Source organism: Stenotrophomonas sp. PA-6-5C, assembly GCF_021605635.1.
Lineage (GTDB): Bacteria > Pseudomonadota > Gammaproteobacteria > Xanthomonadales > Xanthomonadaceae > Stenotrophomonas > Stenotrophomonas lactitubi.
In genome coordinates, this window is the sequence record NZ_WKEE01000049.1 from 1 (window position 1) to 25,864 (window position 25,864).

General features: G+C 60.3%; 30 protein-coding genes and 1 pseudogene. 16 read left to right on the top strand and 15 right to left on the bottom strand.

Features of this window, described 5'->3' with window-relative positions; all coding sequences use genetic code 11:
* The first annotated feature begins 238 nt into the window (after window positions 1–238).
* Window positions 239–559, top strand: a complete 321-nt coding sequence (locus GIW57_RS18370) for a hypothetical protein (protein ID WP_236512274.1) — start codon at window positions 239–241, stop codon at window positions 557–559.
* Window positions 560–1,594: 1,035 nt separating this feature from the next.
* Here GIW57_RS18370 and GIW57_RS18375 read toward each other — a convergent pair.
* Window positions 1,595–2,158, bottom strand: coding sequence for a hypothetical protein (locus GIW57_RS18375; RefSeq protein WP_236512276.1), 564 nt, complete (start codon window positions 2,156–2,158; stop codon window positions 1,595–1,597).
* 11 nt (window positions 2,159–2,169) lie between these two features.
* The gene (locus tag GIW57_RS18380; protein ID WP_236512278.1) at window positions 2,170–2,751 is read right to left on the bottom strand and encodes a ParA family protein; all 582 of its coding nucleotides are present in this window, start codon (window positions 2,749–2,751) and stop codon (window positions 2,170–2,172) included.
* A 261-nt stretch (window positions 2,752–3,012) separates the two neighbouring features.
* On the opposite strand from GIW57_RS18380, the gene GIW57_RS18385 reads away from it, so the two are divergent.
* Both GIW57_RS18385 and GIW57_RS18390 read left to right on the top strand, forming a co-directional pair.
* Window positions 3,013–3,366 (top strand): hypothetical protein, encoded by a 354-nt coding sequence (locus GIW57_RS18385; protein ID WP_236512280.1) that lies wholly within the window; start codon window positions 3,013–3,015, stop codon window positions 3,364–3,366.
* Between the two features lie 74 nt (window positions 3,367–3,440).
* A complete protein-coding gene (locus GIW57_RS18390) occupies window positions 3,441–3,938 on the top strand; it encodes a hypothetical protein (RefSeq protein WP_236512282.1) in 498 nt (165 codons plus the stop codon).
* Between the two features lie 22 nt (window positions 3,939–3,960).
* Here GIW57_RS18390 and GIW57_RS18395 read toward each other — a convergent pair whose 3' ends face one another.
* On the bottom strand, window positions 3,961–4,743 hold the full coding sequence (locus GIW57_RS18395; RefSeq protein WP_236512284.1) for a hypothetical protein: 783 nt from the start codon (window positions 4,741–4,743) through the stop codon (window positions 3,961–3,963).
* Between the two features lie 76 nt (window positions 4,744–4,819).
* Here GIW57_RS18395 and GIW57_RS18400 point away from each other — a divergent pair, with 76 nt between their 5' ends.
* Both GIW57_RS18400 and GIW57_RS18405 read left to right on the top strand, forming a co-directional pair.
* Window positions 4,820–6,028: a restriction endonuclease gene (locus GIW57_RS18400; RefSeq protein ID WP_236512286.1), complete on the top strand. Its 1,209-nt coding sequence runs from the start codon at window positions 4,820–4,822 to the stop codon at window positions 6,026–6,028.
* A 725-nt stretch (window positions 6,029–6,753) separates the two neighbouring features.
* The gene (locus tag GIW57_RS18405) at window positions 6,754–7,218 is read left to right on the top strand and encodes a hypothetical protein (protein WP_236512288.1); all 465 of its coding nucleotides are present in this window, start codon (window positions 6,754–6,756) and stop codon (window positions 7,216–7,218) included.
* Here the strand turns inward: GIW57_RS18405 and GIW57_RS18410 are convergent.
* The gene (locus GIW57_RS18410) at window positions 7,190–8,008 is read right to left on the bottom strand and encodes a hypothetical protein (RefSeq protein WP_236512290.1); all 819 of its coding nucleotides are present in this window, start codon (window positions 8,006–8,008) and stop codon (window positions 7,190–7,192) included. The two genes, GIW57_RS18405 and GIW57_RS18410, sit on opposite strands and share 29 nt — an antisense overlap.
* A 106-nt stretch (window positions 8,009–8,114) precedes the next feature.
* Here GIW57_RS18410 and GIW57_RS18415 point away from each other — a divergent pair, with 106 nt between their 5' ends.
* From GIW57_RS18415 to GIW57_RS18425, 3 genes are all read left to right on the top strand, one after another.
* Window positions 8,115–8,474 carry a helix-turn-helix transcriptional regulator gene (locus GIW57_RS18415; RefSeq protein WP_236512292.1) on the top strand — a complete coding sequence of 120 codons (360 nt, stop codon included), beginning with the start codon at window positions 8,115–8,117 and terminating at the stop codon, window positions 8,472–8,474.
* A 26-nt stretch (window positions 8,475–8,500) separates the two neighbouring features.
* Window positions 8,501–8,809: a hypothetical protein gene (locus tag GIW57_RS18420; protein WP_236512294.1), complete on the top strand. Its 309-nt coding sequence runs from the start codon at window positions 8,501–8,503 to the stop codon at window positions 8,807–8,809.
* A gap of 150 nt (window positions 8,810–8,959) precedes the next feature.
* The gene (locus tag GIW57_RS18425) at window positions 8,960–9,523 is read left to right on the top strand and encodes a hypothetical protein (RefSeq protein WP_236512296.1); all 564 of its coding nucleotides are present in this window, start codon (window positions 8,960–8,962) and stop codon (window positions 9,521–9,523) included.
* Window positions 9,524–9,657: 134 nt separating this feature from the next.
* Here the strand turns inward: GIW57_RS18425 and GIW57_RS18430 are convergent, their stop codons facing one another.
* Genes GIW57_RS18430 through GIW57_RS18440 form a run of 3 tightly spaced genes read right to left on the bottom strand, consistent with a single transcriptional unit; the run spans window position 9,658 to window position 11,017 of the window.
* Window positions 9,658–10,329, bottom strand: coding sequence for a hypothetical protein (locus GIW57_RS18430; protein WP_236512298.1), 672 nt, complete (start codon window positions 10,327–10,329; stop codon window positions 9,658–9,660).
* On the bottom strand, window positions 10,326–10,646 hold the full coding sequence (locus tag GIW57_RS18435; protein WP_236512299.1) for a hypothetical protein: 321 nt from the start codon (window positions 10,644–10,646) through the stop codon (window positions 10,326–10,328). Before GIW57_RS18435 ends, GIW57_RS18430 begins: the two co-directional genes overlap by 4 nt.
* Window positions 10,646–11,017: a hypothetical protein gene (locus tag GIW57_RS18440; protein ID WP_236512300.1), complete on the bottom strand. Its 372-nt coding sequence runs from the start codon at window positions 11,015–11,017 to the stop codon at window positions 10,646–10,648. Before GIW57_RS18440 ends, GIW57_RS18435 begins: the two co-directional genes overlap by 1 nt.
* Before the next feature lie 815 nt (window positions 11,018–11,832).
* On the opposite strand from GIW57_RS18440, the gene GIW57_RS18445 reads away from it, so the two are divergent.
* The 4 genes from GIW57_RS18445 (at window position 11,833) to GIW57_RS18460 (ending at window position 15,443) form a co-directional block, all read left to right on the top strand.
* A complete protein-coding gene (locus tag GIW57_RS18445) occupies window positions 11,833–12,579 on the top strand; it encodes a hypothetical protein (RefSeq protein WP_236512301.1) in 747 nt (248 codons plus the stop codon).
* 128 nt (window positions 12,580–12,707) lie between these two features.
* A complete protein-coding gene (locus GIW57_RS18450) occupies window positions 12,708–13,646 on the top strand; it encodes an HNH endonuclease (protein ID WP_236512302.1) in 939 nt (312 codons plus the stop codon).
* Window positions 13,630–14,415: a hypothetical protein gene (locus GIW57_RS18455; protein WP_236512303.1), complete on the top strand. Its 786-nt coding sequence runs from the start codon at window positions 13,630–13,632 to the stop codon at window positions 14,413–14,415. The genes GIW57_RS18450 and GIW57_RS18455 overlap by 17 nt, the downstream gene beginning before the upstream one ends.
* A gap of 275 nt (window positions 14,416–14,690) precedes the next feature.
* Window positions 14,691–15,443: a hypothetical protein gene (locus tag GIW57_RS18460; protein WP_236512304.1), complete on the top strand. Its 753-nt coding sequence runs from the start codon at window positions 14,691–14,693 to the stop codon at window positions 15,441–15,443.
* 18 nt (window positions 15,444–15,461) lie between these two features.
* Here the strand turns inward: GIW57_RS18460 and GIW57_RS18465 are convergent, their stop codons facing one another.
* Complete coding sequence (locus tag GIW57_RS18465; protein ID WP_236512305.1) at window positions 15,462–15,650, bottom strand: hypothetical protein; 189 nt, start codon at window positions 15,648–15,650, stop codon at window positions 15,462–15,464.
* Between the two features lie 772 nt (window positions 15,651–16,422).
* On the opposite strand from GIW57_RS18465, the pseudogene GIW57_RS18470 reads away from it, so the two are divergent.
* A pseudogene (locus GIW57_RS18470) lies at window positions 16,423–16,722 on the top strand (DUF6691 family protein); the annotation flags it as partial.
* A 144-nt stretch (window positions 16,723–16,866) separates the two neighbouring features.
* Here GIW57_RS18470 and GIW57_RS18475 read toward each other — a convergent pair.
* Window positions 16,867–17,850: a helix-turn-helix domain-containing protein gene (locus GIW57_RS18475; protein ID WP_192081626.1), complete on the bottom strand. Its 984-nt coding sequence runs from the start codon at window positions 17,848–17,850 to the stop codon at window positions 16,867–16,869.
* A gap of 95 nt (window positions 17,851–17,945) precedes the next feature.
* On the opposite strand from GIW57_RS18475, the gene GIW57_RS18480 reads away from it, so the two are divergent.
* Together GIW57_RS18480 and GIW57_RS18485 are read left to right on the top strand one after the other, a co-directional pair.
* Window positions 17,946–18,815: an MBL fold metallo-hydrolase gene (locus tag GIW57_RS18480; protein ID WP_236512307.1), complete on the top strand. Its 870-nt coding sequence runs from the start codon at window positions 17,946–17,948 to the stop codon at window positions 18,813–18,815.
* Window positions 18,816–18,826: 11 nt separating this feature from the next.
* Complete coding sequence (locus GIW57_RS18485; protein ID WP_192081625.1) at window positions 18,827–19,315, top strand: cysteine hydrolase family protein; 489 nt, start codon at window positions 18,827–18,829, stop codon at window positions 19,313–19,315.
* Window positions 19,316–19,391: 76 nt separating this feature from the next.
* On the opposite strand, the gene GIW57_RS18490 is transcribed toward GIW57_RS18485, so the two are convergent.
* The gene (locus tag GIW57_RS18490) at window positions 19,392–20,267 is read right to left on the bottom strand and encodes an AraC family transcriptional regulator (RefSeq protein ID WP_192081624.1); all 876 of its coding nucleotides are present in this window, start codon (window positions 20,265–20,267) and stop codon (window positions 19,392–19,394) included.
* A 204-nt stretch (window positions 20,268–20,471) separates the two neighbouring features.
* On the opposite strand from GIW57_RS18490, the gene GIW57_RS18495 reads away from it, so the two are divergent.
* Entirely contained in the window at window positions 20,472–21,329 is an 858-nt protein-coding gene (locus GIW57_RS18495; protein WP_192081623.1) for an NAD(P)H-binding protein, read from the top strand.
* Between the two features lie 345 nt (window positions 21,330–21,674).
* Here the strand turns inward: GIW57_RS18495 and GIW57_RS18500 are convergent, their stop codons facing one another.
* From GIW57_RS18500 to GIW57_RS18520, 5 genes are all read right to left on the bottom strand, one after another.
* Complete coding sequence (locus tag GIW57_RS18500) at window positions 21,675–23,117, bottom strand: dihydrolipoyl dehydrogenase (protein ID WP_236512308.1); 1,443 nt, start codon at window positions 23,115–23,117, stop codon at window positions 21,675–21,677.
* Window positions 23,118–23,232: 115 nt separating this feature from the next.
* Entirely contained in the window at window positions 23,233–23,598 is a 366-nt protein-coding gene (locus GIW57_RS18505) for a thioredoxin family protein (RefSeq protein WP_192081621.1), read from the bottom strand.
* 57 nt (window positions 23,599–23,655) lie between these two features.
* Window positions 23,656–23,985: a thioredoxin gene (gene trxA / locus GIW57_RS18510; RefSeq protein ID WP_192081620.1), complete on the bottom strand. Its 330-nt coding sequence runs from the start codon at window positions 23,983–23,985 to the stop codon at window positions 23,656–23,658.
* Window positions 23,986–24,025: 40 nt separating this feature from the next.
* Window positions 24,026–25,147 (bottom strand): alkene reductase, encoded by a 1,122-nt coding sequence (locus tag GIW57_RS18515; protein WP_192081619.1) that lies wholly within the window; start codon window positions 25,145–25,147, stop codon window positions 24,026–24,028.
* An 83-nt stretch (window positions 25,148–25,230) separates the two neighbouring features.
* Window positions 25,231–25,785 carry an OsmC family protein gene (locus GIW57_RS18520; protein ID WP_236512309.1) on the bottom strand — a complete coding sequence of 185 codons (555 nt, stop codon included), beginning with the start codon at window positions 25,783–25,785 and terminating at the stop codon, window positions 25,231–25,233.
* Between the last annotated feature and the right edge of the window lie 79 nt (window positions 25,786–25,864).

The window sequence follows — 25,864 nt, forward strand, 5'->3', positions numbered from 1 at the left end:
CGCCACTCCTCGCCTAGCCAGCGCCCGCCGCCGCCCCCACCAGCTCGACCGGATCCATTAAAACTTTTCTTCAGATCCGTGAGCGAGGCACAGGTGCGCTTCGGCGTCGAGCGGCCAGCTCCCGCGAACGCGCCCATCCACGCACCAGTCGAGAACGCCTCCCATAGCGCCCTCATGCCGGGCCCGATCAACGCTTCGGATAAAATTGAACGCGCCAACCTTTTAAGATGGAGAACTGATGAACAGTAACCAGGAAGCGAAGTTCGAACAGGTGCTGCTTGAAGCCGTGGACCAGGCCAAGGCATTCAACTATCACCCAAACCGTTTTCTAGCGATGATCCGCAGCAAGGGACCGTTTCAAACGGTCAAGGACATCGTCGCGAGCGCTAAGCCCTCGGACGGCTTCAACGAGCTGCTGCTGGCGGGCCGGATGGACCTGACCTGTGAGGCTATCATCGTGCAGACCGAATGGCGCACGTTCTTCGATGAAGATCTTCTGGCGATCGCAGAGCGGCGGCTCACTGCGCATGGGTACGCTTGGACCCGATTCGCGGAATGATGGGCTCATGGCCCCTGCCGCACGTAGAGTCGGACTGACATACTGCCGGATGGCTTCCACAAACTATTCACTTGCCGGTGAGGCCTTATCCAGACATGGGACCACCAGTTCTTTGTTCTGCTCGATGGGCGGGACGACCACAGCCTACCGTGCTTCATGACCATTACTACGTTCGTTGCGTTACATGGGGGCGTTGCACCGCATTCGGCAATACGGCACGACTTCTGTCGCGTCATTAACAAACTTTGAGCGGTGGGCCGGCGGCAAACGCTTTCGTCGCCGGTTCCCGCACCATCTCATGTCCCAACACGACTGGCTTTCGATTCATTGGATGGTAGCCAACTCAACTTATCACCTGCGTATAGCGTCGCAACCAAGCCGATCAAACAGATGAGAACGGGGACATAGACCTTGTGCACATTTGACCACCACTCACTAGCAAATCGCCGATCCGCCATGCGCAGCCGCGTCCTAAACGCGTAGCCACGAATGCCAAGATCCCCGTGTGAGCTGGTGACGGCTAAGTAACGGAAGAACGTTCCAAAGTGCGCCCGAAGTCTGGCCTCTGTCAGAGATGTCGCGCAGCCGTATCGGGCGAGGATCAACTCATTCTCGTTCATCTTCATGTGCTTGGACCTATAGGGTGCCATGAACACCGTGACGCTACCTGTTGCGTCTTGTGACAACCATAGCTGGGCCCCGCCCTCAGAGAGAAGCATCATTCCTTGGTCCTTGCTCAAGTATTCGACATTGAGGGACCTACTACCGATCATGATCCAAACCGTGTTCAGCACTGAGTCTGCGTAAGAGTCCTTGAACTCCTCCATGTCTCGGATGTTAGACATGTAGATGCTGCCTGCTTCCGCACACCCCAAGCTTCGCGCCTCCTTGAGAAGTCGATCAAGCCTACGCTCGACATCTAACCATGCCACACGACTAATAAATGCCCTCCTACGGCCCCTGTGTAGCTGGCGTTGCGTCTGTTCCAACTGCTTTTTCATTCATCACCCTTGAAGAACGTTGATGCGACCCTTATTAGCGCGTCTTCCTCGCCCGCCCGACCAGGGCCTTCCGGACCTGTTTCCGCAGCGGATCCAGGTGGTCGGTCGCTGTCGTGACCACCAAGCGTCGCTTCGACTTCTTGAGCTCATGGCAGGCCCAGGACGCGAGGGCGATGATCGCCGTCGTGACAATGGGCTGCTCTTCCCCGGAGACGTCCTGGATCTGTTCGCGGAGCTTCGGCGGCACAGTGACCATCGTTCGCTCGATCCTCGTGCCCAGCTCGTCGCGATAATCAAACATGGTGGAGTCACGTCCCACTTCCAGATGAACCCTCTGCCCATCTCGGACGTAGGGGCGCTCTTCTTTGAAATCGAAGTAGGTCTTGCGTCCTGGCGCGTCCCCTGCAGCCGCCATGAGCTCCGCCAACTGCACTTCAGAAAATTGGTCCAAGTCGATGAGCGGCGCATACTCCCGCTGCGGCTTGGCGTGGACCACCTTGGCGGCCTTGGCTAGGTTCTTGCGGACCGGGGCTTTCTTAGGCGGCGCCTTCTGGGTGAGGGTCTTCTTGGCAGCCATGAGGTCAGGCAGGGGCAGCAACGGGGCCTCCATCATGCAGTCCCCCGCGCGTCGGTCAACCTCTTTTGGATAGCCTGACCCACCCGTAAAATATCCTCGCGCGCCTTGTCCACCCCAGCTCCCCGCATGGAGAAGACGGTCTCACCCAGCTGGTAGTAGCTTCCCAGCGCAGCTCGGTCGGGAATCACGACAGCCCCTACCAAGTCAGGCTCTTGAAGGCGGCGGCGGTGTTCAGCTTTTTTCAGGTTCACTCCGTTGGCTACCGGCAGAAAGGGCCTGCCCTGTTTCCGCAAGATCTCGATAGTGCTCAGGTAGCCCACGAAAGACGCGCCATCAAGCAGCGTCGGGACTATATAGAGGTCCGCGTCCGGCAGCTGGTCCTTCACCGGGGCGCTGGGCGGCAGGTCCTGGATCTCCAGGTCAAATCCCGGAGACGATGAGCGGCCGACGGTGAACGGGGTTTGGTCGGAAAGCGCAGCCCATGCAACGGAACTGCAATGCGGATCCCGGTCGTTGACCAGGACTCGATGTTGACTGGCGAACAACGCGCCGAGATTGAGTGAGAGCGTGGTTTTACCAACGCCCCCTTTGAAGCAGCAGACAACAAGCCGCATTGGGAGGGATCCTTTTATGGGTAGGTCGTGCAACACACTACGATGCAAACCTATTCCCGCAAGGACCCTGCAGCTAGAGGGTTTCAGCCATGCAGACGTCCTGGGTTCAGACAGCCTAGGGCCCGGCGGGAGCCGTGGCCCTCCCCGCCCTTTCTCCCCTTCGCCTTATCGGCGGCGAGCAGCCGCCGGCTTGCTTCAAGCCCACTCGGCGATGCGCCGTGGGGATTGAACGAACGCGGGGTGGTGTCGGTGGAGTTCGGTGTGGCACTCCTGACCCTGACGGCCTGCTCTGGTGACAAGGGGCCCACCAAGGAGGACGGGGTCAAAGTTGTAGAAGGGTTCTTTACCGAGCAAGGGAAGCAGGCGACGTTGCAGCGCACCTGGAAGCTTGAGGTCACCGATGCGGGCGGCCTGGAGCTCGATTGCGAAAAAAAGCCCAATGGGGATCAAGAGTGCATGGTGGGCGGGTCGGTAAAAGCCCAGGGTTCCATCGGTGGGCAGCCCACCAAGCCGGAGCCGGGCACCCTCAAGCCGAAGCTGCGTGCACTGTTCCGCCCTCAAGGCGAGGGTTGGCAAGTGGTCGAAGTGAAGGACGAAGGGACGTCTGCGGGCTAAATGGGCCGCAGTCCACCGCTTGACTGCACGCCGGTCTCGATCAAGCGTGCAGCCATCTACAGGGGGAGATCACCATGAACCGCTATCCGCCATACCAGCCGTTGCATCCGCCCACCGGGCCCGCCGCCATGATTCTGCCCAGTGTGATCTTGGGTCCTCTCGGGCTGCTCGCCCTGGGCGGGGGCCAAGAGGCCATGCGGTCCAGTGTGTTGCTGGGCTCGCTCTACTGCGCCGGGGGACTTCTGATCTTTTCCTTCTTGGCCTTCTGCCTGGCACTCCACATCCGTGCTCAGCGGGTATGGGACTGGCATGTCCGCACGGGCCGGATGCCATATTTCCGGAAGAACGGGTTCTGGAAGGGGGCCGGGTTGGGATCGATCGTGGGCCTTGCCGTCGTAATCGCCGCAGCTTGGTTCGGCCTTAAGTATGCCGAGCATCCGGTGTATGGGCCGGTGGCCACGATGGCGTTCTACGGCGCATGGCTGTATGGCGTGTTCCTGATCGGCGTGCTGGCCTTGGTGACGGGGTGGGTCAAGCGGGCGTGGGATAGAACGGCCCTGCCGTCCGCCTGATTGGCCAACGGATGGACTGACCTCAAGCCGGATGAGAAGTGAGCACCGAACCGTGCCCTTCGTTTGTCATTCCCAGCGTGACCCGATAGGACCGACCACGGACATTGGTGTGGAACTCAAGCCAGTCGCCGTAGGATTTTGCCACTCGCGTAATGATTGGGCATTTGCGCTCATGAACGTAGCTGACCACTGCGCTGTATGAAATCTCATCGTAGGCGGTTCCCATTACGCTCGGCTCTTTGCCAAGTGTCTCGATTGCCCACTCGATCATTTGGGTAGTGCGCGCATCGTTGCGTCTCGGAGCGTTGATGGGGAGTCGGCGTTCGGTTGGCGTGTGGAGGCTGCGATACTGTTCTTCCGTCGGATCAATGCTTGCGAACTTAGCTTTGTTTGCTGCGTCCAAGCGATCCCACATCTGGCAGACAAAATCGATGCTGCCGGACTGCTGCTCCACGAAAGAGGCGCCGTTCTTCTCCATTTCTGCTGCAAAGCCCAAGAGGATTTCTAGAGACTGCCGAGTGTTGAGCATCACGCCCAAGTAAGCCTCCGGAACTCCTCTTCGCTGAGCCATCATCAGCAGCGCGCTGACAAACTCATCTCGCCGATCCTCGTTCTTGACCCAAGAGGGAAGGTTCTTCGGGCCCTCGCTGTCAATCGCTTTAAAGGCGATGTTCTTGTCGGCCTCATGCATCCTTACTTTGGCTTTAAGGATGGCTTTTCCTACAAATACTGCACCGTAGACCAGTAGAGATAGGCCGCTGGTAGGAATCGCAAGGGCTAGCGCAATCAAGAAAAGGATTGTCATGTGCGTCCGAGGAGGTGGAAAAAGATATCGGTTGGGCGGAGTATATGCTCCAACTTTATCGGGCGGCAGATGCGTCGTGGCAACTTCTTCTGAAAGAATCAAGGATGCTCGAAACTCAAGGGCCAAGCCGGATCAAGAGCTGGAGGATGTGGTTGCCCAAGCCAAGGCGATCACCGAGTCATGGGCAGAGCGCCACGACCTTTGGGGTGATTCTGGGCACAAGGATCCACTTGATCACTACGACACTGAGCCGGGTGAGGGGTCTTCCATTTTGACGCTCTGGTCCGAAGGAATGGTGGGGCGCTGCTTGAACGAAGGGATGGACGAGGCGGAAGAGCTCTACGAGGCATTGGAGTCCATCCGTGTATTCATTGAGCTAGATGACCACGTCACCGCCGGCTACTACCTCATTGACCAGGAGTCTGATCTCCAGAAGAGGTTCGACGAATGGGCCCGCTGGAGGTGGACCTGTCGGCTGATCGAAGCCGACACGGCGGATGTTTCCGGCGATATCTACGAGTATTTTTCTAAGCGCCCGGATGACCTTTATCGGCTTAGCCCCCGTGCGTTCGAAGAGCTGATCAGCAGCGTGTTTACGGCCCGAGGGTGGCGGACTCAAATCGGGCCGGGCAGCGCCGATGAAGGCGTTGATGTCCGAATGTGGATTCAGTCCCCTTTGGGCGATGCCCTCACGCTGGTGCAAGCGAAGCGTTACGCCAAACATCGTCCTATAGAACTTGATGCAGTGGCAGCCCTTGAGGCGCATAGCCTGCGGGAGAAGGCAAGCGGGTTGTTTGTCACTACGTCTCGCTACAGAAACGTCGCCAAGCGCTTTGCTAGCAGAAATAAGGACCTGATCCTCGCCGACTCATCGGACGTTGCATCTTGGTGCGAGGAGGCAAGCCAAGAGGCCATGAAGGCGAATGCCAGGGCGCTAGCGATGGCTTCGCTCGGCCCGCTGCTCGACGAGATTCGTGCCCGAGGCACGCATCCAGCGCTGGTCTTTTGCTGGAAGAGCTTCAGCTACCCGTGCTTCTGTATCGTTCTTCGAGAAACGCCGACAGGTGCTCTCCTTTTGCCAATCCCTTCTCAAGCAACTCCGCCGGATGGTCTGGTTGGATATGTTCTCCCGGTGCTTGATGGGAGCTTGGTCGACCGGACGCCGGGCAACGGCGTATTCAGAGCGATTCGGCGCGAAAGCGAAGGCCGGGTCAGCTATTGGGGCAATGGCGAGCTGTATGGTCGGTGGGATGGCAAGCCGTTGAGGTTTGACCTCTGCGACTGACCGCTGGGTGGGGACGATGGTCCCCTCGCACATCAGCTAGGTCCCCGACACGTCAGCGTCAGCTCCTGGTAGTCCACCCGCACGGGGTTGTAGAACTGCCGATACCAGTTGAAAGCGACGGTCTGGTCCACGTTGTGCTCGTTGCACGCCGGCAGGCCTTGCTGGGTGCCGAACCCACCGTTGGCCGATGGGCGAGGGCTGCGGCACCAACGGGGTCGCTGCGGCAGGGGGCAGGGCTGGAACTGCAGGAGGAGCAGAAGGCAGCCCCCCAGGCGAGGGCGTGACGGGATTTCCTGGGAGTGCATCGTCCACCGAAGGCGCGGATGCCACGGGTCCCGCTGGGGTCGTTGGTGCATCAAGGAAGGGAGACGGCACGGGTGCAGCCAGTTCAATGACAGTGGCCACCGAGCCTCCGCTTGCCAGCCCCGAGTAATACACCACCTCCAGCACGTTCCCGCTCTCCTGGCAGGCGGCGGCCAGCGTGGGAACGTCCAGTTGGCCTCCCGTGTTCCATTTCGCCGACGTCCCGTCCACTCGCACGTCCTGAACGTCGGCGTCTCCTGCTATTGCGCTGAGGAACGGCACGCAAGCCCGGCGGGGCACGCCGGAGAACGCCACGGTGAAACTGTCTCCAACCCCCTTGACGCCGGGCGTGGACTGCTCCGGTTCTACCAACTACCCGTTTTGTCGGCCTTGGTGCTCATCGGGATCCTGGGAGGTGGGCAATGAGCGCTGGCACCGAAAACCTCATCCGGGCCATTCAAACGAATGATTCGATGGCCTTCTACGGTTGGCTGCACGTGCTCAAGGGCACCACAGACCTAGATGCCGGCGTGGCCGGTGATCCGGGCATCACCCCTTTGGCGGTAGCCGCAGTCATGTATGCCAATGTGCTCAAGTCAGACCGTCACCAGGCAGGACGGTATGCGGCCATGGTTGCAGCGCTTCTGGATGCGGGAGCCAATCCCCTGGTGCGGATCGGGGAGCGGTTCGTCGTTAAGAGGAACCACTTTGGAAGGCTGGAACAGCGCCGGGTGGCCGATGGAAAGACCTTGGCTGAAGTATGCGAGGGCGTTCTCGCGCCCGCCATGCAGGCTTGGTTCGCACGCTATACGGTGGACCGGATGAACTGCTGCGGCCACGATCATTGCTTGTTTCATGTCATGCGTCCTTGTCTTTGGAAGGGATGATGCCGATGACCTGGTTCTTGTAGCCGATCTCCATCCGGTCGATTTGGAGAACAATGTCCGGCAATCCATTGGGCTGAAGCCCGCCCTTCACGACTTTGAAAAAGATTCGGTCGCCGGTAGCGTCGCGTCCCACCCGGCCAAGCTCTGCCACGTCTTCGGGCTTCAGGCGCAGCGCCGCGTGATAGCGCCCACCGTGTTCCACCCCCACCACCGCGTTGCCCTTGCCGAAGGGCGATGCACCCACCACTGCCGTGGGCAAAAACCCCGGAGAGCGGGGATACCAGTCGTTGTCGAAGATCTTTGCGTAGGCATGGAGGATCCCGGTCTTCGGGTCGATCTCCACGTCCATGGGAGGGCGCAGGTAGAAAAGGTCCGTGGCAGCGAACTGCCGTGCCTTTGCATCGAAGGCGCTCGCCGGATCTCCGGCCTGCCCCAACCGTTGAAAGAGGTGATGCCAGCTGCCAATACACCGGGTGCGCGTTGAAGGCGTCATGGCGTAGCCCGCCTTGACCTGGGCAAACAGGTTGCCTTCGCAGAGATCGAACCCTCCAGAGGCCGTGGCCGCAAGGCCCCACCGAACGCGGGTGTAGCCATCAAGGACCCCGGGGTCTCCATCGTCCCAGTAAGTGCCCGCGGGCTCCAGGTAGCGCTTCGTCGCTGGCGCGGAAGCCGCGTCTTTGCCCGCCTGCATCAGCCCTTTGCCGATCCTCCCCAAAATGCCGTCTTGGGCTCCAGCGGTCCCGCTGGTCAACGTCATGACTACCGCCATGGCTGCAATCGTCTGCTTCATGCGTCCCCCTGATACCGGTCACCCCGGCCTATTTGCAAGTTTGGCAAATGCAGTGCAGCATTGGAAGCGGCAGACTGTGGGGTCGCTACTGATCCGTTGATCTCCCATGCCTGCTCCTCTCGCCCCTGCTCACACGTTCGGCCGTCGCTTGCGCGAGGCCCGGCTTGCCAAGGGCCTGACACAAGCGGATTTGGGGGCCGTGCTTGGGTTGGACGAGGAAAACAGCGCCGCCCCCAGAATTTCTCGTTACGAGAGAGGCGATCGAGTGCCCGACTTGGAGAGCATGGAAAAGCTGGCAGAAGCGCTCGGGCTGCCGGTGGCGTATTTCCATGCGACCAACGATCTGGTTGCCGAGACCCTGCTGGTGATGTCCAGGCTGGATCCGGAGCAGCAGCGAGAGTTGCTGGCGAAGGTTCGGCAATACGCGAAGAGCAAAGGGGTCGCCACCGAGCCCCCGGGGTCCTAGTTATTGGAGCTCATGGAGGAGCAGCGATGTTGAAGCGATTGAAAAAGTGGCTAGGAAAAGGGGTTGAATCACCACACGCTGTCCCCGTGCAGATGCAGGCCCTCATCGAAGTCAACTTGGTTGAACTCAATCTCGCATCCCTCGATGCCCTACGTGCTGCGGCCGGGCACAGTGATCCTCTTCCTATCCGTCTCAGCGTCCAAACCTGGCTCGGCGGGCTTAAGGAGCGAGCGAATGCGGACGAGCGAGCATGGGAGACCGTGGCGTTAGAAGCCCGGGCGTTCAATCGCCAGCTGGCATCGATCCTCGCTGCGCATCAGCATCCAGCCCCCTAATCCATCCCAGACTGGGCACATCACCGCGTTCGAGATGGCTCGTTCGAGCCTTCGACCATCACCGACTTGCCTCCAAATGTGACCCGCGTCACTATTGAGGAAGGGGGACGGAGCCTTCCTGGCTACCGCCAAGCACAAGGGAAGTGACCGATGGCAAAGAAGGACGGGGCCGCTGTGCCCATGACGCTGGAAGACTGGTTGAATGGCCGACCCAGCTGGTTGCGCATGGCGGCTGCCGGCGCCATTCAGCACCGGCGCATGCCGACAGAGGATGAGCTCGAGGCATTGACGACCCATTGCCTCGCAGAAGCGGCCAGCACGCTCGAGGCTCCGCACCCACCGCTGGCACCTGGAACGATCCTGGGAACGGCGGCCGCCGCTAATCTTCGCATCGACTCGGTCTCCAAAATCCAAGGCGTCAATGCCATTGGAGATGACGCCGTCCTCGATCTCAGCCAGGGCCAGATGACAGTCGTCTACGGGCCAAACGGCGCGGGGAAATCGGGCTACGCCCGTTTGATGAAGCACGTCTGCGGGGCACGGGCCAAGGGTTCCATCCACGGCAACGTATTCAAGCAGAGCACCGCTGCCGCTTCCGCCCTCATCAAAGTCACCGCCACGCGAGCCGATGGCACTGCTGCGCCCGCCGATCTCGCATGGGAAGAGGCCAATGGCCCCCAGGGGGAAGTGCGGGGTTGCGTGGTTCATGGGTAGCGCCTCATCGGTTGGGATGCTGAAAGGCTACGATGCGGGGCGTGGGCCGTCAGAACGAAAGGGGCAGCTGCCCCTTTTCGTTGCGCTGAAGGTCAAGCCGCTTCAGGCGTGGCCTGCCCACCGTCAGAGCCGTCTCAGCAGTTTCCGTGCAGGTGCTCAACCCAAATCGGTTTGCTTGAGGGCGCCAGGACGAGCGGCGCCAGGGCCCGAATCTCTTCCTCCACAGCCTCGGCAAGATCGACCGCGTGGCACCGCAACCCGATGTCCAAGAGAACGATGTCCCGCGTCCGCTCTCCATCGCTCTCGACCAACCAAGGACGTCCAACAACGTCATGCAGAAAGGGCCGATCCGGCGCGCCCTGCAGGACAGTCCACATGCCCATGGCGCCCTGCATCCGGAACGGAAAGAACGCCCTTTCCTCCGCTTCGAACTTGCTCCGCGCGAGCAGGGCCCGCCGGGCTTTCGCGTCGCTGCGTATCACCCGCTCAAGCTCCGCAGGCGTAGGGCTGGTCATCAGAACCGTCACTTCGGCTGGCAAACAGCCTCGCAGCCAGTTCCACGAACTTTCATCGCTCATGCGATACATGGGATACCGCAGCACGCGTGCGTCGAACAGGTTGATGCTGTCCCTTTCAGGAAGCCACTGGTGCGCATGGATGAAATGCCTCCAAGCCATCTTGTGGTTAGCCACGTCTTCTTTGCCAGCCCTTCGACGCTTTTTCTCCAGCGCAAGCCAGAAGCCAGCGATGAGTAGCGGGATGGAAGCCAGCAACACCATCATCACGTTACCCGTCCACCAGGTCATGACTCCCTCCCCTCGTTGAGTGCTTCGTTCAATCCTCGCCGCACTGCTTCGCCCACGCTGACCTTCTCCTTGGCGGCCCTGGCCCTTATCGCAAGCACCAGGTCAGCAGGCGCATTGATCGGGGCCAGTGCGACCCGTCTGCTTTCCTCCTCTCCTGCGGGGGTCCTCATGGGTTGGACGAGTGTCTGCGCCAACAACTGGCGGACGGCTTCGGCCGTGGTGATGCCGGCAGCCTGGGATTGCCGGCGAAGCGCTTCATGGATGACTGTTGGAACCAAGACCTTGGGCAGGCGTTGGGGTTTGCAGAGGCGTGCCATCAGAATCGCACCTGCGGCTTGGATGGCGCAGCCTTCGGCAGCCTCTTATCCAGTGCTCCTGCCCGCCGCATCGCTTTCCTGCGTTGGCGCTCACACTCACGCTCCGCGATTGCCTTTTCCATCTTCCGGAAAAATGCCTGCGCCGCAGGCGACACCGCCACCGACCCGGATACCGCTGCGCTCATACACTTGGCTGGCTTCTCAGCTAATGACGGAAGCAACGCTCCGAATGACGGGAGACCATGAACCTCACCCTCCAGCAGCTGACCATCCGATCCAATGAAAAAGATCTTGCTCGTTCCGTCGGCCTTCTCGCCTTGTTTTAATGTGTAACTGCACATCGATTCGCCTTCCCATGAATGTTTATTCATTCATCCTTGATCGGATCGGCGGTTTGGCAAGGGTTGACCGGTCGAAGAAAACGACTAATTTTCAGATCTGCTTTGATGCCTTCAAAACGGAAGAATCCGTGAAACGGCTCACATCCGATGCAGCTGCGTGGCAATGCCAGGCCTCAGCGCCGTTGACGCGTTGTTTCTTCGCCCAGGCCCGCATCGCCTGCACCACGTCCGCGCGCGCAGGAACCCGCTATAAGAGTTGCTCGTGGCCTCAGCCACCGAGTGGGGCCGCTATCGCCACCCTAGGTCCACCCGATCCAGGTCGTAGTCGTTCCCGGCTTGAAGAGCAGGCGCTCGGGGGCACAAGTCACCGTAGGTGTGGAAGAACCGATCCGAGTCGAACCCGGCGTCTTCAAGGCTCAACCCGAAGCAGTGGAGGAACTCGGCGTCGGTGGCGTCGATGTGCTGGTGGGCGTTCATGGGATGTCCCCGGCTGGCAGAGCGGATTGCTCGCGAACCGTTGGCCCTGGGCCAGGGCTTGACCGCACCCAAGGCGTGCACCGCGGCAGCGGGGCGCAGACGGGCCGGAACGCAGAGAAGGAGCCGCAAGGCTTGAGGGGAGGCCCCACCATGGCAAGGTCGCTTCAGAGCAACCGCCAACAGCGGGGATTGAACGTTGTTGCCAGCGCGCCGATGCCTCGCTATGCTCACTGCACGGCGGTGGCCTGGAGTTGTGAGTGACTCGAATCCACGTTCTTGCGTGACTTTCTGTAAGCCCCTATTCGACCGCCAGCCTGGCACCGGATCGGCGTAAGCACTCACCTGACCCGGTTACCCGAGAGCTGACCATGTCGATCTATTCCCGTCCTGTTTTCGTTGCACACAAGGCCCTTGCCGCCACTGGCATTGCGGTCTCCAAAAGTCACCTTCGCGAACTTGTCGCCGCGCTTTGCGGTTTTAACACCTTGGCCGCGTTGCAAGCCAGCTCCTACTTCCCAGGCGGTGCTCCCGTTGGGGGTCTGCTGGTCCTCGCCGATGTAGAGCGGGCCCAGGCCCGGTGCCAAGCCTTGGTGCCTGGGGTGAATCCCGACACTGTCCTTAGAGCCCTGTATACGGCTTTGGATACCAACCCAGTGGCCGGCGCTGTTGTGCTGGCAGACCTGCATCGGGATTCCGAGTCACTGAAGCGTCTGATCCACACCGCGGTCATGTCTGCCCCTGAGATGGCGGGCACCGTGGACGACTACGAAGCCCGTGTGCAAAGCATGATTTGCGCCAATGACGCTCCCATGTCTATCAAGATCCCCGAAACTCTGGCCCGATCCTTCGCCATAGACACCGGCCCCGTGCGTGAGATGGAAGGTTCGGCTTACTTCAACAAAGAACTCCTCTTTGCTGAGTTTGAAGGTCGATACACCGACGCCAATGAAGAGTCGGGCCTCGTCTCCGTCACACTCCAGTTCCGGCCTGTCTCACCCTCGCTCTTCTTGCGGGAAGACCAAGAAGTGGAGTTCGAAGCGTATGAAGACGATGACGCGGTGACGGCCGACGACCTGGATTACCAGTTCGCCTCTATCATGGATGACGGTCGTTAAAGATCCCGCCCCTCCTCCCTGCCCTCTGTTGACGGCATGGAGGAGGGCGCAATTGAGCCATCCAACTGGTTGCATGGCGACAGCGTCTTGGAACGTGGACTAATCGATTTGGCCAGCAAGGGAATGGCATGGACAACGGCAACGACAAACAACGGATCGCCGCGTGGCGTGCGAAGCGGCGCCAGGAACGTTTCGAACAGGGGCGGGAACGAGAACGGACGCGGCAGTTTGGCGGACATTTTTTTCTCGAAGATGGTGAAGGGGAAAGCATTGATCCTGCCGACGCCGCTGCGGACGCGGAGGAGCTGATCTGGGCCCAGCAAAAGTTGGTGCGCGCGGAGGCCGCGCATCGTCTGACGAGCAGCGAGCTCAGGCTGGCGCTGTGGTCATGGGATTTGGACGCGCTGCGCCAGTTGTGGGGGGAGCGGGAGCAAAAGCTGACCTACCTAGAGGACGCAGCACGGTTGCTTGCCCACATTCGTCATCGATCTGGGATTGATCCCGTCCTTCGTGCTCCGGCGCAGATGATGAACAACGACGCCATCCAAGCCCTCCGGGGGACGTTGGAAGAGTCCGGCCGCCTGATTCCGAGTTCTGCGCCCGCCTCACTCGCTCCGCCAGACGTCGAGGTAGACGGCAAGCGCGTCGAGCAGGTGCTACGAGTCATCCGGGATGGGCAGGCCGACTTCAGGAAGCGTTTGATTGAGCATTACGGGGCCGTGTGCATGGTCACGGGCACGGCCCACGCGGCCGTGATCGATGCCGCGCACATCAACCCCTACAACGGCACGTCCACCAATGCGCTCAGCAACGGGCTGCTGCTTCGGAAGGACATCCACGCCCTGTTCGATGCCGGCTTGCTCCTTGTTTCCCCGAACCTGGTCATCACCGTTTCCACGGTTCTTTCCGATGCCTGCTACCGCGATCTGGATGGGCGTTCACTCAGGCTTCTAGTCCCATCCAGGATCTCTACGGCCGCCCTTCGTTCCCGAATGCTCGGCAAGGCAGGGGACGAAATCAAGCTTTCAGGTCTCACTCGCGAGAATAAGCATGATTCCAGCACCTGATCCGCTTGAAGCCGTTCGTTGGGAGCACCATGAGGTGGCTGTTTACCAAGGACTGAATCTGCCCTCGTTCGCAACTTTTCAACACGAAGTAGTGTTTGCTTCCGTGGACGCTTTGGATCGCAAGATCGACTCTCTTCGAGCCAGCGAAGAGGAAGTCGAACGAACCTTTGCTGCAGATCACTATGGCGATCTTCGCCAGTCGACCATTGAAGCGTTCCTCTTGTCCACCCAATCCATGCATGAACGAGCCCTTCGGGGATTGATGGTCGGGATGGCAGGAATGAAGAACTGCCCCGGTGACAGAATCCAGCAGATTCAGCGCTGCTCTTTAGACGGCAAGGGCCCCAACCTGCTGCGCTTCTTTCAGGAGCTATTCGATGCGCCCATGGAGTGGTTCGGCATCCAGGCGGACTTGCAGTTCCTTCACCTGTTGGGCAATGCGCTTCGACACGGCAACGGCGACTCTGCAATCAAGATCCATCAGCGCGCGCCGTCGCTTTGGATAACGTGGCTTGCGCCGGGGACGACCATTGGTGGTTTTTACACCGTCCCGCCCGACGCGCCCCGGCATCCGGCCTTCGACACCATCACCCTTCCTCGCGTCCTACTCGAGCAGATGATGATGGCCGTGACGTCATTCTGGGAGGACATCGAGTTCGTGCGCTGCAACTCGTTCTCCAAAAAATCCGAAGGGGTTGAAAAGCACATGAACGAACTTCGGAGCAAACGCGCTCGTCGATCACACCAACGCGTCTGGACGCCTAGCTGACCTTCATTTGGCCGGAGGCGCCCCCACCGCTCTTCATTGTTCTGCGTCCAGCGGCACCCGGTGAAAGTTCACGTTCAGTCGCTTGATGAGTGCTTTAGTCGTCTTGCCGGGAGCCCGCGGACAGACCAGGACGGCCTCGCCTTCATCGCCGACAACAGGCCCTCGGGCGCCCGAGCCGAGGACAAAGTGGCTCACGTATCCGCCCCCTGGCTAACGGCTTCCAAGTGTCCGGCCAGCCATCCATACTGAGGACTTTCCCGCACCTGATCGATCACATGGACCGTCGAACGCTCGCCTCACTCATCGCCTTGACCGCAACTTTTCTTGCAGCACCTCTGAGCTTCGCAGCAACACCGCTCTCTGACGTCGTTACTCCGGGCCTGCTGGGCAAGACGCTGAAATACGCGGAGTTCAAGATCGGATCGCCGGCTATGCGCGAGGTCACCGATGATCTCGGGATTCAGCGCAGCACCTATGAGCTCAACGGCTGCATCGTCAGTTTGGGCGCTCAGAACAACAACGTGGTGAGCGTCGGGATGCTCCTGAACCCGGCTAAGGGGTGCGACCTGGACGTGAACGGCATTGCCCAAACGCCGCCAGGAAGCAAGAGCAAGATCTTGGCGTCCAACACCACGTTTGGTGACTACGCCTGGCGCGGCCCCCTTCATTTCACGGACCCACAAGTTCCCCTCTGCAATGCCTGCGGCGAGGGCAGCTTCAACGCGACCATTGATGGCATCGGCGTGTTCGGGATGCTGTCGATCCAGCTCGAAGGTGCAACCTATACGCGCGATAGCAACTACGATCAGTGGAGAAGCATTTTGCGTTCTGGCGGCATTGACATGACCGACGACAACGCCCTGCCTGTCACCAGCGAGAACTGCCCACTACGCCGGTTCGATCAACAAGCCTTTCCGCTTCTAAAGGGAACGAAAGTCACTGGCATCGCTTTTAGTCGAACCCGTGAAGTGCTTCAGCCGCAGTGCAATGGCAAAACGGTTTGGCCGTTGATTCGCCGTGGCGGCTAACTTGGGTGACTAGGGCGCCTATCGCCACCCCAAGTCCACGCGCTCCAGGTCATACTTAGTGCCGGCCTGCAGGGCCGCCTCTCGCGGTGCTAAGTCGCCGTAGGAATGGAAGAACCGTTCCGGGTCGAACCCGGCATCGAGGAGCGCCAAACCGCAGAGACGCTGGAACTCGGCGGACGTGGCATCGAAGTGCTGTTCTGCGTTCATCGAGTGTCTCCACGCTGGCAGAGCGGATTGCTCGCGAACCGATGGCCCCGGGCCCGGGTGTCTCCCGCACCCAGCAGCGTGGCCAGCGAGAGCAGGCAAGCGAGGGCCGCAACACCGTGGGGGAGTCGAAGACTTGAGGGAAGGCCCACCGGGGCAAGGTCGCTGAAGTGCAACCGCCAAACGCCAAGAGCAAATCCACCTTGCCACTCAGTGTCTTTCCGTCCATGCTGTAATGTCGCCGCCTTGGAATCCTATTTCCTTGAGCTCACGGGAAGCGACGCGAAGGCCAGGCATTGCATCAGCCCTGATGGATCGGACGGTACACTCCCGAGTCGACTACCCTACCCGTTACGCCAGCGCCGCTCGATAGGCGATAGGCCCCCCGATGATCCAAGGCGCTAACGTTGAGCGCGACGCCGCCACCGCATTTCTCTAGCTTCGCCCAGCCGCCCATCGCAGCCTGACATTGGGCGTTCCCATCGAATGGTCAGTTCCCTCCGAGAACGCATGTAGCCGGTGGCCCTAGGCTAGGTAATGCAGCGGTGGGAAGCGGGAGGGTCACCGGTTGACTACAAGCCTTGAGCTCCGCCACAAAGCAAGTAACCTGTCCTCATGGCTCTCTACAACATCGCCGACCGCCTCAGCAACGCCAAGGAGCTCGTCGCCAAAGGCGATGAGCGCTCCTTGCTGTATGCGTCCTTAGAGCTTCGCTTCTGCTTTGAGTCAGTGGCCTACCAGAACCTCTCCGCATATGGAGAGGGAGTGTCGACAGAGCTTGCTCGAGAGTGGAGGCCAGATCAGATCTGCCATCGCCTATCGGTGGGCGCGTGCACGGAATACCCCCCTGCTTGCTGCTGCGCTACATGTACCGCAGCGCCGAGCCATCGATCGCAATCTGGTGATCGGTGCGGCAGTGTTCGGCATTGGTTGGGGGTTGGCGGGCGTATGTCCTGGCCCAGCCGTCGCCCTGTTGGCGACGGGTCAACCGTTCGCACTCGTGTTCGCAGCTGCGATGGTTGCCGGCGTGCTTATCCATGGGCTTCTTCACCGCCCTCGCTTAGCGAAGGAATGACCATGGCAACAGGACTGTGACCACAGGACCCACCGAAGGCTGAAGCGCCTAGGCCAGCGAGTGTCCATGCAGCGAAGCCTCCCTCCCCCCCCCCTTTTCAGGCTATCGCGCGGCTTAGCCACTCTGAGCCCGGAATCAGAACCTTTAGTTCTCCAGTGAGAACGTCCGCCGCCACCCGCGCGGACTGATATGGAATGCTCGATTGAAGCTCTGTCGGAACGCCACGGACGTGCGATAGCCGGATTGTTCGGCTACTTTTTCAATCGATAGATCGGTAGATTCAAGCAGCTCCTTTGCTCGGCGCAAGCGCTCGGCTTCCAGCCAAGCGCCCACTGTCATGCCGGTGGCTTTATGGAATCGCCGGGTGAACGACCGCCTGCTCATCGCTACCCGGCTGGCCAGTTCATCGAGCGATTGATCCGCTTGCAGATTCTCACGCATGTGGTCGAGCAACGCGCTCAACAGAGCATCCTGCGGCGAGGCGGGAACCGGCTGCTCGATGTATTGGGACTGACCTCCCTCACGATGGGGTGGCAGGACCATCAGGCGCGCGATTTTGTTGGCCTCCCGCGCACCGCAGAGCTTCCTGACCAGATACATGCAGCAATCCAACGCCGCACCGGTCCCAGCAGAGGTCACCACGCGCTCTTCGTCAACATAAAGCGCGTTCATGTCGAGCTTCACGCGGGGAAAGCGTCTATGAAAGTCGTCCTCGGCAAGCCAGTGGGTCGAAGCTAGGCGTCCATCCAGTAGCCCGGCATAGGCCAATGCGTAGGCGCCGTAGCAGAGCCCGACCACATGCGCCCCACGACGATTCGCCGCGATGAGCTTGCTTTTCAACTCGTTGCTGGGCGCATTTCCCAGATCCGCCCATCCTGGAATGATGACCACCTCTGCTTCGTCCAGCAGTTCCAAGCCCCCGCTGGCGCTCACTCCCACTTGCCCCCCGCTCAGGGTTACCAAGGGCTCCTCAGCAGCAACGCGGACATTGAACAAGGCGCGCTCCTCCGAGTGGATGTCGAAGATCATCAACGGCACGGACAGGTGAAAGGCGCTGATGCCCCGTGGGGCAACGACTACCACCTCAATAGGGCGGTGAACTGGTTCTGTCGCGCAACGGTTGATCATGGCCTGATTTAATCGATGTTAGTCCCGCGGGCCAGTATTGCAATCACCACGGAACTGTCAAGCTCTGTCTTACACATTCACACAGAGATTGCGCCATGAAAATGATGTCACTCGCCGTCGCAACCCTGCTGGCCCTGGGCCTCCAGACCAATGCACACGCCGCAGGCAACCCGCCGAGCACCACGTCTATCCAACAGATCCGAAACGCCACGGCAAAGATCGCCTATGGCGACACGGTGCTCTTGGTTGATCCGATGCTGGCCACCAAAGGGGCCTACCCCGGCTTCCCGGACACCTATCGCAGCGAACTGCGCAACCCGACTGTCGAGCTCCCGTTCGATGTGGCCCAGGTACTCAAGGACGTGGATGCCGTGCTGTTGACCCACACCCACTTGGATCACTGGGACCCGGCCGCAGAGACGCTGATACCGCGTCAGATGACCATGTTCGTTCAGAACGAGGCCGACGCTGCTCAGCTTCGCGGTAAGGGGTTTGAAGATGTCCGGATTCTTCCGACCCACGAAATGTTTGGTGGCGTGAAGATCTCGCGTGTTGCTGCCCAACATGGCTCAGCCGCAATGTTCAAAGTGGAGCCGCTGGCGACGCTGCTGGGCAGTGTGACCGGCTTTGTCTTTGAGAAAGCCGGTGAACCGACCATTTATCTGGCTGGTGACACCGTCTGGACCGGCGACGTGCAGGATGCGATCAAGCGCTATACCCCGGATGTCATCGTGTTGAACACGGGCGACGCACGGGTCAAAGGTTTCGACACCGGCATCATCATGGGCGTTGATGACACCTCTCGTGTTCATGCATTGGCCCCTAAGGCAAAGATCGTCGCCGTGCATATGGATGCGGTGAATCACATGACCGTTTCCCGCGCTGATCTGCGCCGTTACACCGTCGAGAAGTCCATCCAGGACAGCGTGCTGATCCCGGAAGACGGCGAAACCATCACTTTTTAAAGGAACACACCATGAAGACTGCACTGATTGTCGTGGATATCCAGAACGACTACTTCCCCGGCGGCCGCCTCACGCTTGAGAACAGCGAGCAGGCTTTGTCGGCAGCGTTGGACGCCATCGCGCAAGCCAAGCAGGCCGGTGAGGTGGTGATAGGTATCCAGCACTTCACGCCCAGCGACGGTCCTTTTTTGGCTAAAGGCACGGTGGGTGCCGAGTTGCACCCGGCCATCGCTGAGGCACTGAACGGCTGCGTAGTGATCGAGAAACAGCAAGCCGACAGCTTTCTTGGCACACCGCTGGGCCAAACCCTGGCCGCCCAGAATGTCTCCGACATTTGTCTAGTCGGCATGATGACCCAACACTGCATCACGCACACGGCGCTGTCGCCCGAGGCAGCTGGGCTTGATGTGACAATCCTCGGCGCAGGCTGCGCTGCGCCAACGGCGCTGATCAGCGATATCGCGTTGTCTGGCCTGGCGGGACGCTGCAAAGTCGTCTAAGCCGCACCGGAGCGCCTGCAATATGCAGGCGCCTCCTTACGGCGAACGGACCTACTGCATCTGCCAATGGATACTTCTACGCGGCCTGCGTCTGACGTTGACGGAAGGTTGCAGGTGTACATCCCACCTCGCGCTGGAAGAACTTGATGAAATTAGGGGTGTCGCTGAAACACAGTTGTTCAGCGACTTCAAGCACCTTCAACTCCGTATGCGTCAGCAAGCGCTTGGCTTCGAGTGCCAGCCGCGCGGCGATGAAAGCCTTGGGGCTCATGCCTGCAGCGTCGAGCGTCGCTCTCGTCAGCGTCCTTTCGGCACATCCCATGGCCTTTGCGTAGCTAGAGACCTGATGCCAATCCCTGTGCTTCTCTTCAACCAATCGCTCGAACTCTCTGAATCTACTTCCAGCTGGACGAGGGAGCTTCACCCGCCCATCGCCGCGCTCATCTGCCATGCGGATCCGCGTCAGTGCAGTATGGAGCTGATGGCGTAGCAACGCATGCACGCTTTCCGGTGAGTCATCGAGGCCTGCGTCGTCCTGCATCTGCATGATGCATCCGGTGACGACCCGCATCTCTTTCGCCGTCAGTCGTATCACGCTCCCCAGTCCTTCAAGTATGCGGCAACTCTTTTCCGCACCTGGGCAGGCCGTGGGCCAGGCAAACTCTGGACGAAACGCAACAATCCAGCCCTCCCAATCGGTTGGCGGGCCAAAGCTGTGCGCCATCCCCGGCGTTAACGCGAGCACCGTATTGGGTGCGCATTGCACAAATTCGAAATCAATACGGTGAGTACAGGCCCCTTCGGTAACACCGACGAGGGTGTAGAACTCATAACGGTGCGCCAACTCGAGCATTTCAGCGCCCGCACGACGACGCAGCTCGGAGAAGGCAAGGATCTCCAAGTCGAACCGATAGCCGGCTTGGGGATGATAGGGCAGCTGCCCGATATCCATGCCGCGCTGCTCCTTTCGCCTAGCCATCGGCATCCTGCCTTTCTTGTCCAATAATGACAATTAACATGGGCATATTGACCGTGAAACCCTGTGCTCTTTGGCCAAGAATAACATCTTCACCCCGCGTTCCCAGATTGGCTTTCACCCGCGTGCGATTCGATGCTTGCCCACCCGCCTCCTCAAGGCCTGACGAAGAAGAAGACGATGACCTATATCATTCATGGTGCCTCCGGCGCTCAAGGCGGACCGCTACTCAAGCGCCTCTCGGCGGCCGGAAAAAACGCCGTCGGTGCAGTGCGCGCATCCGAGGCACTGGCTGCAACACAGACCGTTCGCATTGACAATGCATCCGTGGAATCTCTGGTTGAGGCTTACCGTGGTGCGGATGGGGTGTTCATTCACCTGCCTCAGACAGACGAGGGCAGCCGTGCAACCTACGCACGCAACATTGCCCGAGCGGTTGACCTGGCCAAGCCCGGGCGGGTGGTGATCTCCACCAGCGGTATCATTGTCGATGAGCCTGACTCGCCATTGCAGGCCCCGGCTGATTCGGCGATGGCAATCTTGATTGAGGGTGTTCGCAGCACCGGCGTTTCGTATGCCGTCGTCGCACCGCGCCTTTACTTGGAAAACCTACTGCTGCCGATGGTCTTCGGGCCAACACAGACTGAGGGGGTGTTGCGGTACCCGCTGCGGTCGGACCAACCGGTGTCCTGGAGCTCACACTTGGACGTAGCCGAGGTTGCTGAGCGTCTCTTCGAGCAGACGTCGGTCAGTGGCGTTGTGGGGGTTGGCCAGCTGCCAGGGCTGATCGGGAACGATGTCGCAACAGGCTTCCAGCGCCACCTGGGGCGCGATGTCGCCTTTGAGAGCATCACGCCCCAAGCATTCGGGGCGATGATTGAACCGCTGATCGGTCCTGCGTCCGCTGCCATTGCCGCCTTCTACGGCGCACTGCAAAGCAGTCCGACCAATACGATCCCTCACGACACCAGTGCGCAGACGTTGTTTGGTATCGCGCCGAGGAGCGTGGAACAGTGGCTTGGTGAAACTCTCGGCTGATCTTCGTTGACGCCCACGAGCATCGATCGACTGATCGGTCTCGTGGGCGTTTGGCCAACTATGGCTGATCCGAACTGCTTTACCCTATCACGGAAGGGAGATGGGTCACTGCCGGAGCATTAGTTGAGAAACTCTCGGGTTAGCCACCGAGTCCGGCACGAACATCCTCAATATTCATATTCAAAATGTGTGCCGAACGTTGGGAACCGAAGCCATCAGCACAGCCAGGGGATGGATACCGCCTTCGGTGGGCGCTGGACAGCGATCCTCGCCCAATCATGTCTAACAGCACGTATAGGTCCCATAACGATCTGCTTGCGCCCCTACTGTGACCGCGACTCCAACCTACGCGCCTGGCAGGCAGTCCAAGCAGCTTTCCGGCGCCGGCGGCGGGATGACCAGCTTGCGCTGTATTTGACGCAACGCCGTCCGCACTCCCTCCTCGACGACCGGGTGATAGAACGGACTGTCGATCATCTGCTGGACGGTATCTCCCCGCTGAATGCTCCATGACAGCAGGTGGCCAATGTGTTCGGCCGATGGGCCGACCATCTCCGCACCCAAGAAGGTTCCTGCGGCGCTGTCGGCGTAGACACGGATTACTCCGTGGTTCTCCAGCATGACCCGGCTGCGCCCCTGATCAGCGAACAATGCCTCTCCAACCTCAAACGTGGCGCCGCTCTCGGTCAACTGCCGGAAGGTAGCGCCCGCCATCGTGATCTGGGGGTTGGAAAATACGATCCCCAGAGGCGCCCTGCGCGGGCGTGGGCGCACGTTTGGATAGCGGCCCGCGTTGTCGCCTGCGATGCGGCCGTCGTCTGCGGCCTCATGAAGGATATCGGCCATCCCATTGGCATCCCCGGCAACGAAGATGTGCGGGCAAGTGCTCTGACCGGTAGCGCGGTCGACGATGGGCAACCCGTAGCTGTCCAAACCGATACCGGCATTGTCCAGGCTGATTCCGAGCATGTTCGGCTTACGACCTGTCGCGGCAATCAAGAAGTCGAACGTCTCGGTGCTGCGAACACCCTCAGAATTCTCGGAGACCACTAACACTCGACCATCCTCGGTGAGCGAGGGTGTGACCTTTGCGCCCAGGCTCACAGGAACTTCTTCAGAGAAGATGCGTGTAGCCTCCGCCGCAACTACTGGGTCGCTCAGCGGCCCGATGAAGCGACTGCGACCGTAAAGGCGAACCGTCACTCCAAGGCGATGCAGGGCCTGTGCTAACTCAAGGCCGATGACCCCGCTGCCAACAACGGCCACTGAGCTGGGCAGATCAGTCCACTCAAAAACGTCGTCGTTCACAAGAAGCCTGTCACCCAGCGTCTCACGCCATCCCTCCGGAACGAAGGGACTGGACCCTGTCGCTACAACGATGCGATCAGCTTCGACGATGATAGACGGTCCGACCAGAAGCTCATGAGCAGAGAGGAACGTCGCCTTGCCGCACAGCCGGTGTTCCTCCGGCCACGCTTCTACCGACTCCACAACGAAGCCGACGAAGCGATCGCGCTCGCGGCGCACCCGGGCCATTACTTCCCGTCCGTCGACCTTGATTGCTCCAGGCATGACGCCAAAGCTCGGCGCCAACGCCAGCATGTGAGCAGCATCTGCGGCACTGATGAGCAGCTTGCTCGGCATGCAGCCAACCCTCGCACAGGTGGTTCCGTAGACGCCACCTTCAATCACCACGATGCTGTCGGTATGCGCTTTGGCCGCGCGGTAGGCTGTCATTCCGGCACTGCCGGCGCCAATGATGGCGACATCAACCTTGACACGATTCATCTGAGACCTCTTTTCGCCAGTGCATTGCAGTGGCCTGGGGCACGATCGGCGGAGACTGAATCGGCCTCAACTTTTGAACGGCCGATTCGAACATTTGGGAGTATTCGGTTCTCGACTATTGGCGTGCGCCATCGAGTCGCTTCTGAGCCCACTGCGCGATACGCGGTGCGGACAAGGAGCCCAGGAGCCGGCCCACTTCTCGCCCTTGGTCGTCATACATCAGGAGCATCGGCACAGCAGCGACCTTCAACGAGTCCAACAGCTGCGGATCCGTCGCTGCATTCACCTTGAGAAATCGGGCCTTTGTGCCCATTGCCTCGGCGGTGGCAGCGAATGCAGGCTCCATCGTCTTGCAGGGAGGACACCATGGTGCCCCTATGTAGAGCAGAAGAGGATCGGCTGTGGAGCGCGCAATGCGGTTGAATCCCATGGCGTTCACTTCTTCCACCTTCCCAGCCCATGAAGGCACGGACGTGTTCATCGCTTCACCTTCTTTGCTAGGCGGGCGCCCCATAGAGGGCGCCCGCTCGGTTGTGGCTTACTCGCCCTTTACGAACGGAGCGATCTGCTCGTGCAAAGCCTGCTTCGGCATCGCGCCGACGATCTCCTTGGCGATCTTGCCATCCACGAAGACTTTCAAGGTGGGGATGGACCGCACCCCGAATCGCTGAGCCAATTCCGGGTTCTGATCGATATCGACCTTGACCACCTGGAGCTTGCCTTCAAGCTCATCGGATATCTCTTCCAAGGAAGGCGCGATGGCTCGGCAAGGTGGGCACCACGGGGCCCAGAAGTCCACCAGCACCGGCGTCTTGCTTTCAAGGACGTCGGACTCGAAGTCGAAAGTCGTTGTGCTACGGGTCGCCATGTCACACCTCATCTGTGGCCCGCACGTGCGGGGTGGTTGATCAGACGACTGCTGCGTCGGCGCCAGCGCCATCGTAGGTCGGATAGTCGGTGTAGCCCTTTGCCCCGATCACGCCGTAGAAGGTGGACGGATCAGGCTTTGCCAGCGGCCAGCCGTTCTTCATCCGCTCCACCAGGTCAGGGTTGGAGATGAAGTTGGTGCCGAACGCAATCAGGTCGAGCTCGCCCTTGGCCAATTCCGCCTCGGCCAGCTCCTGGGTGAACCCGCCTGCACCGATCAGCGTGCCCTGGTAAGCCTTCCGGAACTCAGCACCGAAGCCGGCGGGCGTGCCCGCTGCCGAGATCGTGGTCTGGTAGTTCAAGTGCACGAACGCCAAGGTCCGCTCGTTCAGCGCCGAGGCCATGCTTGCCCAAGCTTCGGCTTCACCTTCGAAGGCCTCCATGTCGTAGATGCGACCAAACGGGGAGACGCGAACGCCGACCTTCTCGCCGCCAATTTCAGCCGCGACCGCGTCGATGGTCTCCAGCAGCAGGCGCTGACGGTTCTCGATCGATCCACCATACTGGTCGGTGCGGGTATTGAGCTTGCTGCTCAGGAACTGGTCGAACAAGAACGCGTTGGCGGCCATCAGTTCGACGCCATCGAAGCCCGCATCCATCGCACGACGCGCAGACGAGGCGAAGTCCTGAATGACACGCTTGACCTCATCGGTGGTCAGGGCGCGCGGCTTGCTCGGCAACACCGGGCCTTCCTTGCCGGGCTCGACCCACGCATAGACCATCGTGGTGGTCGCCGGCACGTCGCCCGACGACACCGGCGCGACGTTGCCCGGCTGCAGCGAGACGTGCGACAGCCTACCGACGTGCCAGAGCTGGGCAAAAATCTTGCCGCCGTTGGCATGCACCGCATCGGTGACTTTACGCCAGCCTTCGGTCTGTTCGTCGGTGTAGAGACCTGGGGTATACAGGTAACCACGGCCCTCGTCGGAAACCGGAAGGCCCTCCGTGATGATTAGACCGGCAGAGGCGCGTTGACCGTAGTAGAGCGCAGTCAGCTCGCTCGGAGTGTTCTCCGGCGTGCGGGTTCGGGTCATCGGGGCCATGACGACGCGGTTGGTCAACTGAAGGCCTGATAGGTCGAAGGGGGTAAACAGCTTGCGCATGATGGGCCTCTAGATTGGGAGCACAGCCTCGATTTGGGGCTGCTGTTGCAAATGTGGGGGTGGGAAAAGGCTCTCCGGAGGGCTTAGTCCTCCAGAACTTCCAGTGTGGAAACCATGCGAATGGCCTTGGAGAAGTTGGCGCGGTTCACCGAGGTCTTCGTCACAACCTGGTGCAGCTCTTCCAGACGCTCGCGCGAGGCATCCGCGTGCAGGCGAACCACGTAGCTAACTTCGTCGTAGCCGGGGTTCACGCTGTCATCCAGACCGAGGAACCCGCGCAGGTCCAGCTCGCCGTCGGTCTCGATTTCCAAGCTGTGCACCGTGATGCCCATGGCTGCGGCGTTGACGACGTAGCCCACGGTCAAGCAGGCATTGAGGGCTGCCATGAGCAGCTCCTGCGGATTGGGAGCCGAGTTCTGACCGAGCAGTTCGGTCGGCTCATCCGCTGCAATCTCGAAGTGGCGCCCGTGCTTCACGCCAGCCATGGAGTAGTGGTTGACCGTCGCAACCGAGCGGGTCTGTCCATGCCACTTTGTCTTCACGTTGAAGCGGGCATTGCGCTTGGATGCATCTTCAGAGACACCTTTCGCAAACTGCTGGAGAGCGGCGACGTCGATGCCATTGGGCTTGTTGGTCATTTTATAGTTCCTCTCTAAATGCGCGCTACGCGCGAGGGATCTGCCGAGCGCCCGAGGGCGCGGCTTGATTGGGATACAT